The organism is Fibrobacter sp. UWS1 (genome assembly GCF_002300445.1).
Lineage (GTDB): Bacteria > Fibrobacterota > Fibrobacteria > Fibrobacterales > Fibrobacteraceae > Hallerella > Hallerella intestinalis.
Genome location: NZ_NSGW01000001.1, coordinates 1,914,211 through 1,930,373 on the forward strand (window position 1 = coordinate 1,914,211; position 16,163 = coordinate 1,930,373).

Here is a 16,163-nt window from a genome sequence, read left to right on the forward strand (position 1 = left end):
GAGAAGGGGAAACTCGGTTATCGGTTATCAGTTATTAGTTTTCAGTTGTCAGTTGTCAGTTGTCAGTTTCAACCCTCAACCCTCAACCCTCAACCCTCAACTCCCAACTCCCAACTTTCAACTAACCACTAATCCCTAACCATGGTTCGACAACCGGTTGCTGAGCCTGTCGAAGCACACCAACCAAGCAAATCGAGGTGGAATTTTATATATAAATCCCATTATTTGCCTAGAACAAAGAGGAATTCCGATGAAAAAAGTTTTGACGATTGCCGCAGCGGTAACTTTTTTATTCGCTTGCAACGAAAACCAAGAAAAAACGAACGAACAGCCCAGCCTGACTACGGGCAAATCCGCCGTGATTTTTTATTCCCAGACCGGAACGACCGCCCTTGTCGCTCGGGAATTGGCAAAGCAGACCCACGCGGAGCTCGTCGAATTGCAAATGACAACCCCCTACCCCTCGACCTACGACAGCACCGTTTCCGCTGTACGGATAGAACGCGAAAATAAGAGTTGGCCTGCACTCCAGAAGGCCCGTTTCGACTTATCGAAATTCGACACACTCTACGTCGGCTATCCGGTCATATTCGGCACCTTCGCCCCTCCACTTTACACTTTTTTGGATTCCAACGAATTGAGCGGCAAATATCTCGTCCCGTTCTGCACTTATGGAAGCGGCGGACGGAAGAGCAGTTCCCGGGAACTCGCCAGTCTCGCATCCAACGCCCGGAGCCTTCTTTCCTTTGGCATTTCCAAGCGGCGGGTTCTCTCGCCGAATACGGACCTCACAAAAGAAATCCGAAATTTCTTAAACCTTGTCCGTGCGGGAATTCAAGAGGAAGAGCGGCTCGCTTCTTTCGGAGATTCTCAAGAGCTTTCCGGCAAGGATTCCTCCGTATTCGCTTCGGCGGTAAAGGAATACGCCTATCTGAATTTGCAGCCAATACGCGTCGCTAAGGATTCCGCTGGAACGGGATTTCTCTTTTCTTGCAGGATGCGGGCGTTCGGTGCCGAAGAAAACGTGACGGTTCAAGTTTTCAAGTCGCTTTCCGAAAATGGGGAAGCGGAACTGATCGCCGTCGAAAAATAGTTTCGGTTTATTTTAGCGCCAAACCATCCCGGAAAGCGTTCCCAACTTTTTCGCCAAGGACGCGATAGGCGTGTGCTGCGGAATCGTAGGAAATCGGCTCGACTTTTCCCAAATCCACTTTGCCTTTTTCATCCAAGACGCTTTCGTCGGCGCTGGTGTTCACGACCTGCCCCACAATATAAGTGCTGCCATCCATATCGGGGCTGCATTCCAGCAGTTTGCATTCCAAAGTCAGCGGAAATTCTTCGAACATCGGCGCATCTACATTTTGGCTTTTTATCACGTGCACACCGGACTTTGCGACTTTATTCGGCATTTTCGTTCCGCTCACGACACCAAAGAAATCGGAAATCACCGCCGTTTTTCGTGTTCCAAAACTGACTGTAAACGCCTTGCGCGCTTTGATATTTTCCGTCGTCTTGTGATTTGTAGCGAGACAAATCGCAATCTGATCCTCTTCCCGCTGGCCGCCCCAAGCCGCATTCATCGCATTCGGCGAACCATCTTCGTTATATGTGGCAATAATCAAAACGGGAAGCGGCGTGATAATCGCTTTGGAACCAAAATTTTTACGCATATTGACCTCATTTTTTCCGTCAATATCTAAAAAATAAAACCTTCCGGCAAGCACAAAAAAGGGCGGGCCTTATCCCTTCCACTCGCCACGGGCAGCGCATCCCTGTGTTCAAACCAAAATTCAATTTGCTCATTTTGAACAAGGTCTATTTTGCGATAAACCTATTCGCAAATTCTTGCGGAGTCAATACCGGCAGATTCGAATCCTTGAAATCAGATGGATTGCGGGTAATGATGTAGTCAAATCGTTGATGCTCGGCGACTGTATTTTGAACAGAGTCTTCAAAATCCTTCCAATCGCTCTCAAGGGCAGCCCATATATCCACTTCTGATACTGCTGCAACATGAACGATTTGCAACAAATTTCTGATAAGAGCTTTTGCTTGCAGGGAACCCCTCAATTCTTTGCGTGCGATATAGTAGATGTCAGTAATAGCCGAGGCTGTAATGAATTCCTGAATTTCTTCAGACGCAACCCTAAGAATCTCTGCGGAATTTTGAACGAATGCAGGACGATTTAGCAGGACGTCCAACACAACGTTGGAGTCAAGCATTATCTGCATACTTTTCAAGTCTCTCCGAACGATAGTCGTCCAGTGCTTTGCCTGTATTAGGAATGGCTCCTATCAGCGAATCAACGATTTTCGATTTCATCTCCTTGCTTTTTGCGGAGGAAGCAATAGCGTATGCAACAACAACCTCCTGTCCTGCTTCAAGCCGAACAGGTGGATCCAGCACAATTTGCTGTCCGTCAAAGAACCCTTTTGCTGTTGCTATCATAGATGACTCCGATCAAAATTGCTCTCTAAATATACCTTTTCAGTACTATAAAAGCAAATGAGCCGCTCCATATTCCAATTCGGAACAGCCCTGTTTTTTTTACCATCACGCGTTTCCGAGCTGATAAACTTTTTGAGCAAAATGCTCAACTTTAAGTTATTTTACAGAGCGTAAAAGAGCTTAACTCTAGTCCCTTAAAAAAAGGGACTTATATACAAAACTCCACTCGATTTGCTTGGTTGGTGCCCTTCGATAAACTCAGGGACCGTCGGTTAGTGAGCTTGTCGAACTAGTCGAACCATGGTTAGGGATTAGGGGTTAGCGACTAGTGACTAGTTGAAAGTTGAAAGTTGGGAGAATCGGCAGCCTCCCACGAGGCTCCCTGAAACTTAGAATCTCCGATTCCGTAGTTGAAGTATCCCTGGAAGGGACAATTCGTCTAAGGGAAGCAGAGCTTCCAAGACTCATGGGCATAAGCGAGTGCGAGAAGAAATTCCCCTTGTGAAAAAGAAATCCACACTTGGGCGGCGGACTTTTTTAATTGCGAGTATTTAGTAGAGGATTTTATATAATTCCCAAAAGAAACGTCAAGAAGCTATATTGTCCCTATGCACTTTTCACTCGAATCCAAGCCTTTAGGAAGCGTCGAACGTTTTATCGTCCACGCGGGCGATGCCGAACTGGAAATTCTCGCGGGCTGGGGAGCCGGATTAAACGCCTGGCGCATTCCCGTAAACGGCAAAATTTTAAACCTTCTTTACGGCTATCAAGACGCCGAAACATTCCGCCAAATCCAAGCCGATACAAATGCGGGCGTGTGCCTCTCGCCTTTTCCGGGCCGCACCGCCAACGCTAAATGGACATGGAAAGGCAAGTCCTACCAACTGGAAAACAACGTCAGCTGGGCACCGCACGCCCTCCACGGTTTTTTGCAAACGCGAGCTTGGAAATTCAAGAGCTTTGAATCGAACGCTCAAGAAGCGGTTCTTTCCCTAGAATGCGAATTTTACGGCGATCCGGCGGGCTACCCATTCACATACAAAATCACAAACGACTATGCGTTCAGCGGCAACGCTTTTACCGTGCGCTCCACCGTTTTCAATGCCTCCAGCACATCCCTTCCGTATGCCGAAGGATTCCATCCGTATTTTTCGCTGGGGAAAAAAGTCGATTTCTTGACCCTCGCCCTTCCTCAATGCCAGAAAGCCCTTTTGGATTCCGCCGACATTCCGACTGGCGAATTTGAAAAAGAAAACCGATTCAGCGGGCAGTCCGTTCTGGGCGAAACCTTTATCAACGATTATTTCGCCTTCGACGCCGAAACCGCGGAGCGGGAGACCGTCACCCTCAAAGATCCCGAAAACGGCTACCGTTTGGACGTTTGGCAAAAAACGGGCAAAAACCTTTGGCGGGGAATTCAAATCTACACGCCGCCCGACCGCGAAAGCATCGCCCTGGAACCTATGACCTCGGCTCCCGACGTGCTAAACCACCACCGGGAACTCATCGAAATTCCACCCCAAGGATTCACTAGCTTGCTTTGGGGAGCCACATTTTCCGTCTAAAAATTTTCCTGCCGAAGCGCATTTTTTTTCGCTTGAAAGACGGAATCGCTCCGCCATGACGGATTGTGGACGAACTTTCCACAAACCTATCCCCACTATACTCTAACCACTCCTCTCTAAACCTCAATAATTTTTTACAAATTGTTATCCACTTTTAAAAAAAAAGAATAGTTTATGCGGGCTGGACTTGCTCAATGAAGGGCACTCCAAGAGAGGAATGGTAAGGAATGGCAGAAAAAAAGCAAGAGAAAATGAGCGCGAAGGATTTGGAATACTTCAAGGCTCTTTTACAAGATCGTCGTCGGCAGCTCGTATCCGCACAAGGCGATACAACCGCCAGCAGCTCTTTCCATGGGCAAAGGGAACAAGGCGGGGAATCCGCCAGCTATGCCACACACCCGGCCGATGTCGCCTCCGATTACAATTCTTTGGAAACCAATTTTGATTTGGCCGCCCGAGACGGCAAATACCTTGTCTATCTAGAAGAAGCGCTACAACGGATTGAAGACGGCACTTATGGAATTTGCAAAGTCTGCAAAAAATTGATTCCCAAAGCCCGACTGGAAGCCGTTCCCACAGCGACCAAATGCGTGAGCTGCAAATCCGAAACCAAAAAGCGCGAACACGAAGAAACCCGGCTGGAAATGGCGAGAATTTACGCCCAACAGCAGCGGATGGCGCAAAGGAACGATTCCTGAGTTCTCCGGATCTCTATCGTCGGATTTTTCTCGTCGGTTCCGGATTCAGCAAATCCTTTTGCCCCGAAATGCCGACGATCAAAGATTTGAACAGCCGCATTCCAGATGGAATTCATGCGGAATGCCAGACCTTGCGCCATTATTGCTACTGGCTACGGGAACTCTGCCACGGCGCTCCGGAATATCTCAACATCGAATCGGTCGCCACCAACATTTTGACGGCTCAAATTTTTCCGAGCGAAGAAGAACGCCTGCGCAATGCGGAACTCCGTTTTGAACTCTTGCGATTCATCGCCCAAGCCATGCACCGGACGGTGCCGCTTTCTTCGGCGGCTTCCCAAATGCTTTCCGCATTTTTAAATGCCATCGCCAACGACAAAGAAAACGAAGGCCGGAAAAATCTGATTCTTTCTTTTAATTACGACACGCTGATCGAAGACCAGATTCGGCAGGATCCAAATCTTTTTTCCACCATCGCCGTCGATTACGGCGTAAACATCGAACCCGCAGACCGCTCCGCTTGCCATGGCAACCGTCCAAAGAGCATCGACCTTCTCAAATTGCACGGTTCTTTAAACTGGTATTCCATCAAGGGATCCGGCGGGGAACTGGATTTGAAAAACGTCTGCCGCATCGAAGCGGACGACCGCAGCTATCCGCTCTACCAAAAGGACAATCCGATTTTCATTCCCATGGCGCACGCCAAAGATTCCTTTTTGCGGGGAAGCCTGTTCAATGTACTCTGGGCAAAAGCGGACTATTACCTTTCCAACGCCGACGAAATTTACGTGATTGGTTACGGTTTTCCACAAACCGACTGGAACAGTTTTCCCTTTTTGCTCAAGCACCGAGATCGCATTCGCCAAGTCGTCGTTTTCGAATCGGCGGGGGACGCTTCCATCGCCAGACTCGAACGTCTGTTCGACAAAGGAATCGTCGTTTGCGAGGACGCTAAGCAATTCTTAAGCCGCCTATTTCCCCAGAGTTTCCACTGACAACTAATAACTGGCATTATTTCACCGCAAAGCAGACAAGCCCCAAAAGAATCCCGGCCATTGCCGCATACTTGAGCGCCGAACGTTTTTCGTGAAAGAAAATCAAGCCGCCCAAAAAACTGATGAGCACATTGGAACGGCGAATCACCGTAACAACAGAAATCAGCGCATCGGGTTCATGCACCGCCAAAAAATAAAACCGGTCCGCAATCACCAGCAAAACGCCAACCGCCAAAATCACTTTTCGAAATTCAAAACGAATCCGATTCGGCTTGTCGCGATGCCAAAACCGCAAAAAGAGAACTCCCAGCCCCTGCAAGCAAGCCATATAGATGTTGTAATAGAACTGAATCGAAAGCGGATTCAAGTGCGCCCGCTGCAACAGAAATTTATCGTAAATTCCACTGACGGAACCGAGAAACGTACCCAAAAACATGGACAAAATCCAGATGTTCGTCCAAAAATGCCCGGTTTCTTTTCGAGAAGCAAAGCTCATGGTCAAATAAGCGGCAAGCGAAAGCGCGATTCCGAGCCATTCCATCCCCGACGGCCTCTCGCCCATAAAAGCCACCGCCATCGCAATCGTAAAAACCGGAGCGCTCGCCCGAACAGGCGCCGTAATGCTCAACGGCAAGCGGGAAACCGCATTAAATGTAAACGCCCAGCTGGAAGTCACAATCGCCGCTTTTAAAAGCAGCATTCCATGTTCCGAAACCGAAATCGACGGGATTTTCCCCAGCAAAAAAGCAGGGAAAAGCGAAACCGCACAAGTCAGGCTGACAAAAAATAAAACCGGCAAAACCGCATTGCCGGTAAGTGCTTTCTTTTTAGCAATATCGTAAAAACCCAAAAACAGGGCGGAACCCAAAGCCAATGTGACCCAAAACATACCGCAAAAATAGCAATAGTGACAGCGTTTCCAAAAAAATGTATTCTTGTCCTCGATTATTTCAAAAAGGAGTCTCCTCATGGATATAAAAGGAAAGGCGTCTAGCCTGATCGAAGAATTTAAGGCTTTTGCATTCAAGGGCAACATCGTCGATATGGCTATCGGTGTGATTATCGGTGGAGCCTTCGGCAAGATCGTCACATCCTTTGTAAACGACATCGTGATGCCTGGAGTTACCGCTCTCATCGCCATGGGTGGCGCCAAAGACGCCGGCGAAGGACTCAAAGCGCTTTCCTACACAACGAATGCGGGAGTCGTCATTCCTTACGGCAATTTCATCGGTGGCATTCTCGACTTCATCATCGTCGCAGTCGTCGTTTTCTTGGTCATGAAAAAATTCCTCGGTTTTATGCAGAATATGCGCAAGAAAGAAGAAGCGGCCCCAGCCGCGCCGCCCGCGCCCCCGGCCCCGAGCAAAGAAGAAGTCCTGCTTACCGAAATCCGCGATTTGCTGAAAAACAAATAAATCTGCTTTTAGATGAATTCTTTGGAAATCCCCGTTTGAATGCGGGGATTTTTTGCATCTGGAAAATATCGCAGAAAAACAACTCACCGCCAATTTCATTCAGGGCACGAATAATTTTGTGGGCTTATATATAAAAATCCACCCGATTTGCTTGGTTGGCCGACAAACTCAGGGACCGGTTGTCGAACCATGGTTAGGGATTCGTGATGAGGGGAAAGAAATAAGGAATGAAAGGCGAGAAACCACTGGGAAGGACGGTCTCCCGACCGTCCAAGAAAGAATCACTCCACACAGAAAAAGAAGACCGAAAACGAAATCGTCACGGAGCTGTTCAAGATATATGAAAAACTGTATAAAATCACGGAAAGGTGAAAAACAACCGGACTTGTTCGCACCTGACGGCTCTCACCACAAAAAGCGAAGAACGTTAGTTCTGAGCAAATCCGGGTATTAAAAAAATTAAAAATGCAGAAAGTTAAAAAAGGACAAACGGATTTGTTCGCGCCTGACGGCTCTCACCACAAAAAGCGAAGAACGTTAGTTCTGAGCAAATCCGTGTGTTAAGTAGCCGAAGGTCGGTCCCTGAGCCTTGGTTAGTGAGCTTGTCGAACTAGTCGAAGGGCACTTGCCGCTACTTCTTCAGGACGTTCTTCAAATGCAATTTCTGCAAAAGTTTGGCGCAAAGCTCATCAAAAATATCTCCGGCGTCATCAGAACCGATTGCCTTTTGCAAAAGCAAACTCGAAGGGAACAGCAATAACGCAACCACTCCAGAATAAAGGAGAAGGCTCCAGACAGACGCTTCCCGAACAAAATCGTAGGAAAGGTTTTCAATGGCAATCGCCACGACGACCATCGCCGCAAAGCTCGCCAGTGCCCGTCCCATATTCCTAAACGCACGCGTGACGCCCTCCGTTCCCGTCTGACGCACCCATAGGCACACCATCACCGCCACTTGAGCAATCGCACCCAAAGCCCCGACAATCGGCACCGAATAAATGCCCAGGTCTTCGGCAAAGAACAAATACGCGGGAATCGTCAGCAAAAAAACGCCCGTATTGATAAGGGTCGGCGTCCACATTTTTTCCCTGGCGTAAAAGGAGCGCACAAGAACCGCCTGCAAGCACAATCCAAAACTCGCCGGCAGATACCAATGCAAAAGCTTTGCCACATATTCCGTACTTTCTCGGGTGAACGCCCCCCGTTCAAAAAGAATCCGCACCGACGGAAACGAAAGTACCCAGACCGTAATCGCCGCCGGAATCAGAATGGTGAACATCCGGGAAAGGCTGGACCAGATTTTGCGATTTAATTCGGTGAATTTTTCTTCTTTCACCAAGCGCGCCATATCGGGATAGCTGGAAACCCCGACAGAAAATCCAAAAACCGCAACCAGCGTGTACATCACCCGATACGCATAATTCAAACTGGAAATGCCGCTGCTTCCGAAAATGCCGCCAAAACTGCGGATGACAAATTCAAAAGCAAACATGCTGCCAACGCCAAACGACATTGGAATCATCATTTTTACATAGCGGACTATATCCGAATGCAACGGACGAATGTAAGGCCTGTAATGGATTCCGCTGCGGAATGCGCCGAACAGCTGCAACACGAAAAAGCCGATAAAGGCACCGACCGGAACGCCCCACGCAAAGCCTTCCAACCCGTGATTTCTTCCCAAGATGCCGCCAATAATAATCGCCGCATTGTAAATGACGCCCGTCAAAGAAGGAATGGCGAACTGTTTACGCGTATGCTGCACGGCGACCAGAAAACCGCCGGCAAAAATAAACAGCTGCCCCGGCAAAATAATCCGACCCAAATAAGTCGCCCTGTCCAAAAGTTCCGTAGGCAAATCCGCCGCCATCGTAAAAAGCGAAATCAATTCCTTCATCCAAATAAAGGAAGGCACTATTAAAAGCAAAAAAACGATTCCCAATGTATTCAGCACGTTGCTGAAAAATTTCCACGACCCTTCTTCGTCATTTTTTGCCTTGTAGCCAAAAAAAATCGGAATGAATACGATGGAAAGAAAACCCGTGCTGACGACATGATTTAAAATATCGGGAATCAAAAACGCCAAATCCAATGCGTTTTTCTCGGCGGTAACGCCTGCGGCCCTAGCAAGGAGCATTTCCCGGAGGATTCCCAGGACGCGGCTGGCGAGCATACTCGCCGCAATGATAATGGTAGCGTTATTCATGCGGTCGCAATTCTAGAAAAGTTTTCCGTTAAAAAACGGGCTAGCGGAAGATTGCCGTATAAGAATCGCCTTCGACAGGAAGCGCAATCCGAACCGGAGAGGTTTCGCCGTCGCTCCAGCTTTGGAATGTGCAGCCCGCGCCATTTTCCGCCGAAAGCGTCACGGGAACATCGGCAAAAAGTTTTAGCGCGGTCGTTTTTCGCAGGGCGATGCCATCGACAAGAACCGTTCCGCATCCCTGGGGAGCGACCGTCACGTTTTGCACATCGCCGAGTCCCAAAGCCGATTGCATTTCCGCAAGCACTTCGCTTTGTCTTGTCGCCGCAAAAGTTTCGATGACGCCTTGCTGGTTTTCCATCAAGCTTGCGCTGTGGTTCCAACGATCCATATCCCTCGGGGTTTCCGCCGAAATTTCCTGCACGAGCAAATGGATTCTCGAAAGAATCGTATCCGGGCTGAATTTGGACGAGAGGAGCGCGCTAAAGCGATTGACAAAGCGATTTCGGTAATCGGGATTGTGCAAAAGATTCCGAATGGGAATCGTGTATTCGGCTCCATTCGGGTAGCCCGATACCGTCGAATCCAGCACAAAATGGAACATATCGATATCCGAATACTCCGAATGCCCATTGTTGAATCCAAAATCCAAATCGTAAAGTGCCCATTTCCACTTGGTGAGCGGAGCGGTGGAGCGCCATTTTTTCATATTGTTCGCAGGCCAATCCTGATTCGCCACAAAAATTTCCGTCTGGATGTAATTGGTATAATTGTCAATATCCATCTGCGACGCCACGAACGCATACGCCTCGGCATCCGCCAAATCATGGCTTTCGATATAATCTTCCAGAGCTTCGTAATCCTTGGAACTGCCCGCCGATACCGAATTGTCCGCTTTCAACAAGTCGATGGCATTTTCGTCGTAGCCGTAATTCGTCGTGAAGTAATTTTCATTCAAACGTTCCCGAATGTTGTGAATGCCGTAGTATTCACCGTTATAATAGACAATGGAGGGACGCGCTTTTTGATAGTCCACGCCTAGCCCGCGGGAAATGCTCGACGCCAGCCGGTCGCGGATATAATCCTGATACCAGTTTCCGCCATTGTTGCGGAACACCAGATCCTTGAAGCTTTTCAAATTCGGGTGCTCCGGAAAAATCCGATAGTCCAAATGGGCATCGCCGTATTTTTTTCGGAACTTGAGCGCAAAGGACTTTTTGGCATTGGCACGGCTGTAATTGCCAAAAATTTCATAGCCGACATTCGCGCTGAATGCGGGCGTGTTCGCTCCCGGTTCAAAAAAAGTTATCTCCGCCGGAATCGTTTTGTCCAACCAGTAATTGGCTCCGAAATGCGGACTTGTAGAGCTGGCGTTGGGCCCTTCTTCGTAAATGCCGGAATCCGGGTCAAAAAGCTGGTCCGGGTCCGCCGTGATAAACGCCGCCGCAATCGTCGGAGCTTGTTCAAACACATAAGTGCGCGTTGAAATATCGCTCGGGAGCATCCCATCCCGGAAGGTCGCGCAACGCAAAACCGTCGTCGAGGAAATGGTCAAATCCCCCATCATCACGGGACTGTTTTCCGTAGGAGCCTTTCCGCCGACTTCACAGCGGGCAACGCTTTGCGGGTCTCCCGAAAACGAAACGACAAACGGAGCCGAATAAAATCCCGACGCCGGAAGACGGTAAGAATCCGAAATTTGCCCCGCATAGGCATAGTCGGCAACGCCCAGAGGATTCGGTTCCGCAAAACCCCAGCCTGTGCCCGAAAAGGAATAGCTTTTGCCGTTCGGGACTTTCGGGTAGGCGATGGAATCGCGCAGGGTCCCCGCCGCGTCAAACAAAAAGACGTTTCCGCCTTCTTGCGGCAATTTAAAATTCACATGGGGATAATTTCCCTGATTTCGAACAAGGAGGGAATTGAATTTGAACTGGACGGGTCTTTTATAGCTGTTTACCGCCGAAAAACGGATGCCGTAGATATTTGCCAAATCCGGAAAACGGGATCCCGTCGGCAGGGAAATGGAATACGTCGTCAAGGAATCTCCCGTTCCCGTAATCCGCGCGGGCCATCCTTTCCAGTCTTCCATGTCGGATTGAACCAGCCGAATTTCCAAAACTTCGTCTTTGGTCACAAAGCCCGTCAGCAGCAACTGGTTAGCCGTTCCCAGATCCTGCGGGGAATCTTTGGAAGCTCCTTCGATTCCCACAAAAATGCAGGCGCTGCTCCAGCCGAGTTCCTCGTTCTCTCCCAGCTGCATTTGCCCCGAAATGACGCGAGAACCGTTTTCCTCCGCCAAAAATTTACTGTAAAGCCAAGGTTCTGCGACGCTCGTCCCCGCAACAGGGGAATTGTCGGAATCCGCCCAGCCCCAGACATTTTTGCCCATCATATCCAGGGAATCCGACGGCGTTTTCAAATCCGGCCTATCCTTTTTGGAAAAGAAAACAAGAACAAAGCTCTGCGGAGGAACGACGACATTTCCAAAATGCCACTTGAAAGGCTCTGCCGGGTCATTCGACAAAAAATAGTCCGAAAGATTTACCGCCGTGTCCGCAGGATTGAAGAGTTCGATCCAATCGGATTTGTCGCCCTCTTCATCTTCAAGAGAGATATTTTTCGGATTGATTTCAGTAAAAACGACGGGAGCCGAACGAACAAATACTTCCGGAACAGAAGGCGTATCGTCATCGGCAAATGTAGGTTCCGTATTCGAGCTGCAAGAAACCGCAAAAAAAATAAAAAAGAGGAGACTAAATCCAAACCATCTCATACAATGAAAATAGTCTTAGTCTAGGCGCAAAGCCTCATTGACACGAAAAAATACCCAGCGGCAGAAAAGCCGCAAGCATCCCATAGCGAAGCGGGAAAATCAAAAAATATCCACGTTCAATTTAATGCCGTTCTTTTTCATATCTTTCATCATATTTTCCACGTCGCCACGAATCTGTTCCATTTTTTGAACGATTTCGCCGTCTTTTTGCAAAACCAGCGCCGCAGAATTATCGTTTTCGTCCAGTTTGGAAACCACCTGCTGAATGCGGGCATGGACCTCTTGTGCGGAAGAGCGCAAATGCTCCAACCGGGCAAGCATTTCTTCGCCGCTATTTTTCAATTCTTTCGATTCCGAAGAGACGCTTCCCACCTCCGTTTTCAAGTTGCCCATTGCGATATCCAGAGAATCCAGACTATTTTGCAAATCCGTTTTCCAGCGGACCAGGTCATTTTCGGCATCCTTTTTCAAAGTCGCCCCCTTGCGGACAATCCGGTCAAAATGCTTTTTGCCCGAGCCGTCCTTCGCCGAATCCAACACCGAACGAAGTGTCTTCATCACCGCTTCAAAAGTCGCCAAGGTTTCGTCCAAATCGGCTTTCGCCGTATTGAGTCCCTTGTCAAAAAGCGTTTGCCGAATCGTATCGCCGTCTCTGTAATACTCCGGAGATTCGCCGAGTTCAATCAGAATTTCCCGATTTCCCAAAAATCCCGCCGACGCAAAATGAATTTTGGAATCCTTGGCAAGGCGCACGTTTCTGCCGATTTCAAAAGCGACATAAATGCAGGAATCCGTTTTATGCATTCCGAGAATGCGCCCCTTGGGAAGACCGCCAATTTTTACATTACTTCCATTGGCCAGCGGACCGACTTCGCTAAATGCGGCCACATAGCGCAGCCTTTCATTATAAGGGCTCAACGGATGAAAAAAATACCAAAGGCAAAAAATGATGCAGCCGAGCATAAAGACGAAAAAAAGCATTCTCTTGTTGCCGCGCCGAGAAATTTTGCTATTCATACGTCGCTCCGCCTAAAAACTCGTCGAAGCCGTCTTCTACAAAAACGCCCTTCGCCTTATCCTGTATAATTTTCATCAACGATTTGTTAAATTCATTGGCGGCATCCACGCCGTTCAACTTTAAAAGCGTATTCATGGCAATCACTTCGGAAATCACCGTTAGGCTTTTCCCCGGAGCGACAGGGATTAAAACCTTGGGGACTTTCACGCCCAAAATCGTTTCGGACGCATGAAAAAGCCCTGTCCTTTCATACGAAGAACCCTGACGCCAAGGCTGTAAATCCACCACCACTTCAATCTTTTTACGCCGACGGACAGAGGCAATGCCAAACATTTCTTTCATATTGACAATACCGATGCCTCGAATTTCCATGTGGTGCTGTATTACGGAATCGGACCTGCCGACAAGCATATCGCCAATGCGAATAATCCGAACTGCATCGTCCGCCACAAAGCGGTGCCCGCGCTCGACCAAATCCAAAACGCACTCGGATTTGCCGACGTTGCTATCCCCCACATAAAGCATTCCCACGCCATAGACATCGACCAGACTCGCATGAACCGATGTAAATTCCGCAAAATAAATTTCCAAAAACTGCTGGATTTCCTTGGCAAAAGGAAAAGTCGAAAGTTCCGTCGTCATCAGCGGAATGTTCTTCCTTTTGCACATTTCGAGCAATTCGGGATGCGGCTGCAAATTGTGCGTAAGCACCCACATCGGGGATTCATATTCGGAAAGTTTTGCAAAAATCCGCTCCCGCTCCTCTTTGCCGACGCTTTCCAGATAATTCCACTCCGTCGATCCAATCATCTGTATTTGAGATGCGCTTTCTTTATAAGAAGCCGTGTAGCCGGACATCGCTAGTCCGGGACGATGCACTCCGATTTGCGTCAGGTTCGTCCGCAACGACTCTTCCGGAGTGTGAAGGGTCAATTTTAAGGATTGCCGAAAATGTTTAAAAAAAACAAGAACCGGACACGAAGTTCGGTGCTTGATATTTAAATGGTGGAACGGATTATAAGACATTACTGGGGTGTAGTGACATTGGAAACCGGCTCGGCCTGATGGGCCTTTTGCTTTTCATTCGCCTTTTTGAGCTGCACTTTCGCGCGTTCAAGAGCGGTATCAATCGCCTTCCCCATATTTTCCTCGTCGGCGGAAGCGACCACAACGGCACCTTTCACATTCAAGGAAATTTCGCAATGGCGGCTGAGATCGCTGATGCGGTCGAGAACAATCGAAGCCGAAGTGATATTGGGGTAGAATTTTCCGAGAGCCTCCACTTCTTCTTTAAGATGATCCTGAAGTGTGTCAGAAATAGTGCAATGGCGAGCAGAAATTTGAACATCCATAGGCGAACCTTCCTGTTAAGGGTGAAATAAATTTTAGAGGACCCGAAGTCCTCGCTTTTCAAAGATATACATCTTTCTTGTTCAAAAAAGAACGTTTTTTGCAAAAATTTTTGGATTTTTCATCCAATTTGGAATGAAGTCTGAAATTCGTTTTTTTTCGTTGTTTTTGACGTTTCAGGTACTTATGCCGAATCTTTGCTGAATTTGGCGATTTTTGAGCATTCACAATGCCGTTCTTTGAAAAATCAATTGCCCGTCAAAGTGAATTCGCCATCCTTGTACACCAGGGTGACGCTTGTGGCACCGATTTCCTTCACGGTCACGCCCCAAATTTCCTGGCCGACGCTTACGACGGCGCTTTCACCGCGGAACTTAAGGATTGCAACAGGATTGGAACCGGACAGGATCACGTCCAGCGTGATGGATGGAGGCGGAGCCTTCCGAACGGGTTCTGCGGGAACGCCAACGGATTCTTTCTTCACGGCCCTTACGGGCGCAGGGGCCATCCTTATGTTTGCAAACTCCTCGTCATACACGGTTTCCTGATCAACGTCGATGGGACTCAATTTTGAAGGGACTTCACTATACAAAGCAATATGTTCCGGCATCCCTATGGAATTCAAAATATATGCAGACTTATTGTATCCGTCAAGCCACACATTACCGTTTGCGTCATACTTCAGCGCATTGGAAAGTCTGAAACCTCTTTTACACATCTAACAGAACGCAATGAAAAATCATCTTTATTTTCCGCGTAAATGTAATAAAATTCACTGTCATCTAGAAAAATTCCCGAATCTTCGTCAGTGTTTACGGGGCCATCGCTCCACCATGTAGCGGCAGTTCCCTCATGAACGTATTCGTAAATTCCCGAATCATTTTTCCGACAAAAACCAGCAAACTCATTTACAAATTTTAATTTTCCAACTTTTCCCTTTAGCGTAGCCCATTCTTCATTTTTAGGCAATCGCCAGCCATCAGGACATATCGACAAAGCCAAAGAGTAATCATAGAACCTACCATATTTTCCACAATTACTTTCTTTATTATATAAACAAGCAGATCTTGGCATAATTTTCAATCCAGCGACAGCATCAAAGAAAACAAGGTCCTTTTCTTTGGGCTGAGTTGAAAGATTTTTTGCCATCCATAAAAGATTACCAATCCTCATATAAGGATATTCCTGAGAATCCTTTTCGCTTTCTTCATATAACGTAGATTCTTTGAATGAATTTCCAAATAAAAGGCCGTTTGTAAGGCGAAAAAACACATATTTAGGACTAAACTCATACAAAGATCCGTCGCAAAAGAACAGTCGATCGCCTTTTTTCTCATAAGCTGTCCAATTTTCAATTTCATAATTCCCTTCGGCAATTTCACTCGTTCGAATTTTGTCGATTTTCTCCGATTGAACGTCTACACCTATTAAAAAATCTATATCGCACAATAAAAAAACAACGATTACGCCACAAATAAAACCAATCAGGAATACCAGCGCAAAGAGATGGATTCTGCACCATCTAAAAAAGAACTTTTTTATTGACACAATACGGCCCCCTCCTCAATTTTGACATTTACAAAACATTGGTCAACGCTAGAATACCATGGTCCCAAATCAAATCCTAAAAACTTTATATGAAAGGTATTACCAGGCTTGTGGAAACCGACTTTTATTACCGAAGAATCTGTTTCTAT

At 47.6% G+C, this 16,163-nt stretch carries 16 protein-coding genes; 5 read left to right on the plus strand and 11 right to left on the minus strand.

Features of this window, described 5'->3' with window-relative positions; translation table 11 throughout:
- Positions 1-250 precede the first annotated feature (250 nt).
- Positions 251-1,093: a flavodoxin gene (locus BGX14_RS08285; protein WP_095879587.1), complete on the plus strand. Its 843-nt coding sequence runs from the start codon at positions 251-253 to the stop codon at positions 1,091-1,093.
- Between the two features lie 7 nt (positions 1,094-1,100).
- Here the strand turns inward: BGX14_RS08285 and BGX14_RS08290 are convergent, their stop codons facing one another.
- The 3 genes from BGX14_RS08290 to BGX14_RS08300 all read right to left on the minus strand — a co-directional run bounded on the left by BGX14_RS08290 (position 1,101) and on the right by BGX14_RS08300 (position 2,449).
- A complete protein-coding gene (locus tag BGX14_RS08290) occupies positions 1,101-1,670 on the minus strand; it encodes a flavin reductase family protein (protein WP_073303581.1) in 570 nt (189 codons plus the stop codon).
- A gap of 145 nt (positions 1,671-1,815) precedes the next feature.
- The gene (locus BGX14_RS08295; protein ID WP_198951180.1) at positions 1,816-2,223 is read right to left on the minus strand and encodes a PIN domain-containing protein; all 408 of its coding nucleotides are present in this window, start codon (positions 2,221-2,223) and stop codon (positions 1,816-1,818) included.
- Positions 2,216-2,449, minus strand: a complete 234-nt coding sequence (locus BGX14_RS08300) for a hypothetical protein (RefSeq protein WP_095879589.1) — start codon at positions 2,447-2,449, stop codon at positions 2,216-2,218. Before BGX14_RS08300 ends, BGX14_RS08295 begins: the two co-directional genes overlap by 8 nt.
- 608 nt (positions 2,450-3,057) lie before the next feature.
- Between BGX14_RS08300 and BGX14_RS08305 the strand changes: the two genes are divergently transcribed.
- From BGX14_RS08305 to BGX14_RS08315, 3 genes are all read left to right on the plus strand, one after another.
- Positions 3,058-4,014, plus strand: a complete 957-nt coding sequence (locus BGX14_RS08305; protein WP_095879590.1) for an aldose 1-epimerase — start codon at positions 3,058-3,060, stop codon at positions 4,012-4,014.
- 227 nt (positions 4,015-4,241) lie between these two features.
- Positions 4,242-4,712: a TraR/DksA C4-type zinc finger protein gene (locus tag BGX14_RS08310; protein WP_073303437.1), complete on the plus strand. Its 471-nt coding sequence runs from the start codon at positions 4,242-4,244 to the stop codon at positions 4,710-4,712.
- A 68-nt stretch (positions 4,713-4,780) separates the two neighbouring features.
- A complete protein-coding gene (locus BGX14_RS08315; protein WP_095879591.1) occupies positions 4,781-5,707 on the plus strand; it encodes a hypothetical protein in 927 nt (308 codons plus the stop codon).
- A gap of 16 nt (positions 5,708-5,723) precedes the next feature.
- Here the strand turns inward: BGX14_RS08315 and BGX14_RS08320 are convergent, their stop codons facing one another.
- A complete protein-coding gene (locus BGX14_RS08320; protein WP_073303582.1) occupies positions 5,724-6,596 on the minus strand; it encodes an EamA family transporter in 873 nt (290 codons plus the stop codon).
- A 79-nt stretch (positions 6,597-6,675) separates the two neighbouring features.
- On the opposite strand from BGX14_RS08320, the gene mscL reads away from it, so the two are divergent.
- On the plus strand, positions 6,676-7,122 hold the full coding sequence (mscL, locus tag BGX14_RS08325; RefSeq protein ID WP_095879806.1) for a large-conductance mechanosensitive channel protein MscL: 447 nt from the start codon (positions 6,676-6,678) through the stop codon (positions 7,120-7,122).
- A gap of 631 nt (positions 7,123-7,753) precedes the next feature.
- Here the strand turns inward: mscL and murJ are convergent.
- From murJ to BGX14_RS08360, 7 genes are all read right to left on the minus strand, one after another.
- Positions 7,754-9,328, minus strand: coding sequence for a murein biosynthesis integral membrane protein MurJ (gene murJ, locus BGX14_RS08330; RefSeq protein ID WP_095879593.1), 1,575 nt, complete (start codon positions 9,326-9,328; stop codon positions 7,754-7,756).
- A 40-nt stretch (positions 9,329-9,368) separates the two neighbouring features.
- A complete protein-coding gene (locus tag BGX14_RS08335; RefSeq protein WP_095879594.1) occupies positions 9,369-12,098 on the minus strand; it encodes a CotH kinase family protein in 2,730 nt (909 codons plus the stop codon).
- A 99-nt stretch (positions 12,099-12,197) separates the two neighbouring features.
- Positions 12,198-13,115 carry an MlaD family protein gene (locus tag BGX14_RS08340; protein WP_095879595.1) on the minus strand — a complete coding sequence of 306 codons (918 nt, stop codon included), beginning with the start codon at positions 13,113-13,115 and terminating at the stop codon, positions 12,198-12,200.
- Entirely contained in the window at positions 13,108-14,142 is a 1,035-nt protein-coding gene (hprK, locus tag BGX14_RS08345) for an HPr(Ser) kinase/phosphatase (protein WP_095879596.1), read from the minus strand. Before hprK ends, BGX14_RS08340 begins: the two co-directional genes overlap by 8 nt.
- Positions 14,142-14,468: a ribosome hibernation-promoting factor, HPF/YfiA family gene (hpf, locus tag BGX14_RS08350; protein ID WP_073303451.1), complete on the minus strand. Its 327-nt coding sequence runs from the start codon at positions 14,466-14,468 to the stop codon at positions 14,142-14,144. Before hpf ends, hprK begins: the two co-directional genes overlap by 1 nt.
- A gap of 245 nt (positions 14,469-14,713) precedes the next feature.
- On the minus strand, positions 14,714-15,184 hold the full coding sequence (locus tag BGX14_RS08355) for a hypothetical protein (RefSeq protein WP_143394196.1): 471 nt from the start codon (positions 15,182-15,184) through the stop codon (positions 14,714-14,716).
- Positions 15,148-16,014, minus strand: a complete 867-nt coding sequence (locus BGX14_RS08360) for an FISUMP domain-containing protein (protein ID WP_073303455.1) — start codon at positions 16,012-16,014, stop codon at positions 15,148-15,150. The genes BGX14_RS08355 and BGX14_RS08360 overlap by 37 nt, the downstream gene beginning before the upstream one ends.
- Between the last annotated feature and the right edge of the window lie 149 nt (positions 16,015-16,163).

What these genes read in the sequence shown, in the direction of transcription:
- BGX14_RS08285 (WP_095879587.1), top strand. Translation starts at nt 251, where the DNA reads ATGAAAAAAGTTTTGACGATTGCCGCAGCGGTAACTTTTTTATTCGCT.
- BGX14_RS08290 (WP_073303581.1), bottom strand. Translation starts at nt 1,670, where the DNA reads ATGCGTAAAAATTTTGGTTCCAAAGCGATTATCACGCCGCTTCCCGTT.
- BGX14_RS08295 (WP_198951180.1), bottom strand. Translation starts at nt 2,223, where the DNA reads ATGCTTGACTCCAACGTTGTGTTGGACGTCCTGCTAAATCGTCCTGCA.
- BGX14_RS08300 (WP_095879589.1), bottom strand. Translation starts at nt 2,449, where the DNA reads ATGATAGCAACAGCAAAAGGGTTCTTTGACGGACAGCAAATTGTGCTG.
- BGX14_RS08305 (WP_095879590.1), top strand. Translation starts at nt 3,058, where the DNA reads ATGCACTTTTCACTCGAATCCAAGCCTTTAGGAAGCGTCGAACGTTTT.
- BGX14_RS08310 (WP_073303437.1), top strand. Translation starts at nt 4,242, where the DNA reads ATGGCAGAAAAAAAGCAAGAGAAAATGAGCGCGAAGGATTTGGAATAC.
- BGX14_RS08315 (WP_095879591.1), top strand. Translation starts at nt 4,781, where the DNA reads ATGCCGACGATCAAAGATTTGAACAGCCGCATTCCAGATGGAATTCAT.
- BGX14_RS08320 (WP_073303582.1), bottom strand. Translation starts at nt 6,596, where the DNA reads ATGTTTTGGGTCACATTGGCTTTGGGTTCCGCCCTGTTTTTGGGTTTT.
- mscL (WP_095879806.1), top strand. Translation starts at nt 6,676, where the DNA reads ATGGATATAAAAGGAAAGGCGTCTAGCCTGATCGAAGAATTTAAGGCT.
- murJ (WP_095879593.1), bottom strand. Translation starts at nt 9,328, where the DNA reads ATGAATAACGCTACCATTATCATTGCGGCGAGTATGCTCGCCAGCCGC.
- BGX14_RS08335 (WP_095879594.1), bottom strand. Translation starts at nt 12,098, where the DNA reads ATGAGATGGTTTGGATTTAGTCTCCTCTTTTTTATTTTTTTTGCGGTT.
- BGX14_RS08340 (WP_095879595.1), bottom strand. Translation starts at nt 13,115, where the DNA reads ATGAATAGCAAAATTTCTCGGCGCGGCAACAAGAGAATGCTTTTTTTC.
- hprK (WP_095879596.1), bottom strand. Translation starts at nt 14,142, where the DNA reads ATGTCTTATAATCCGTTCCACCATTTAAATATCAAGCACCGAACTTCG.
- hpf (WP_073303451.1), bottom strand. Translation starts at nt 14,468, where the DNA reads ATGGATGTTCAAATTTCTGCTCGCCATTGCACTATTTCTGACACACTT.
- BGX14_RS08355 (WP_143394196.1), bottom strand. Translation starts at nt 15,184, where the DNA reads ATGTGTAAAAGAGGTTTCAGACTTTCCAATGCGCTGAAGTATGACGCA.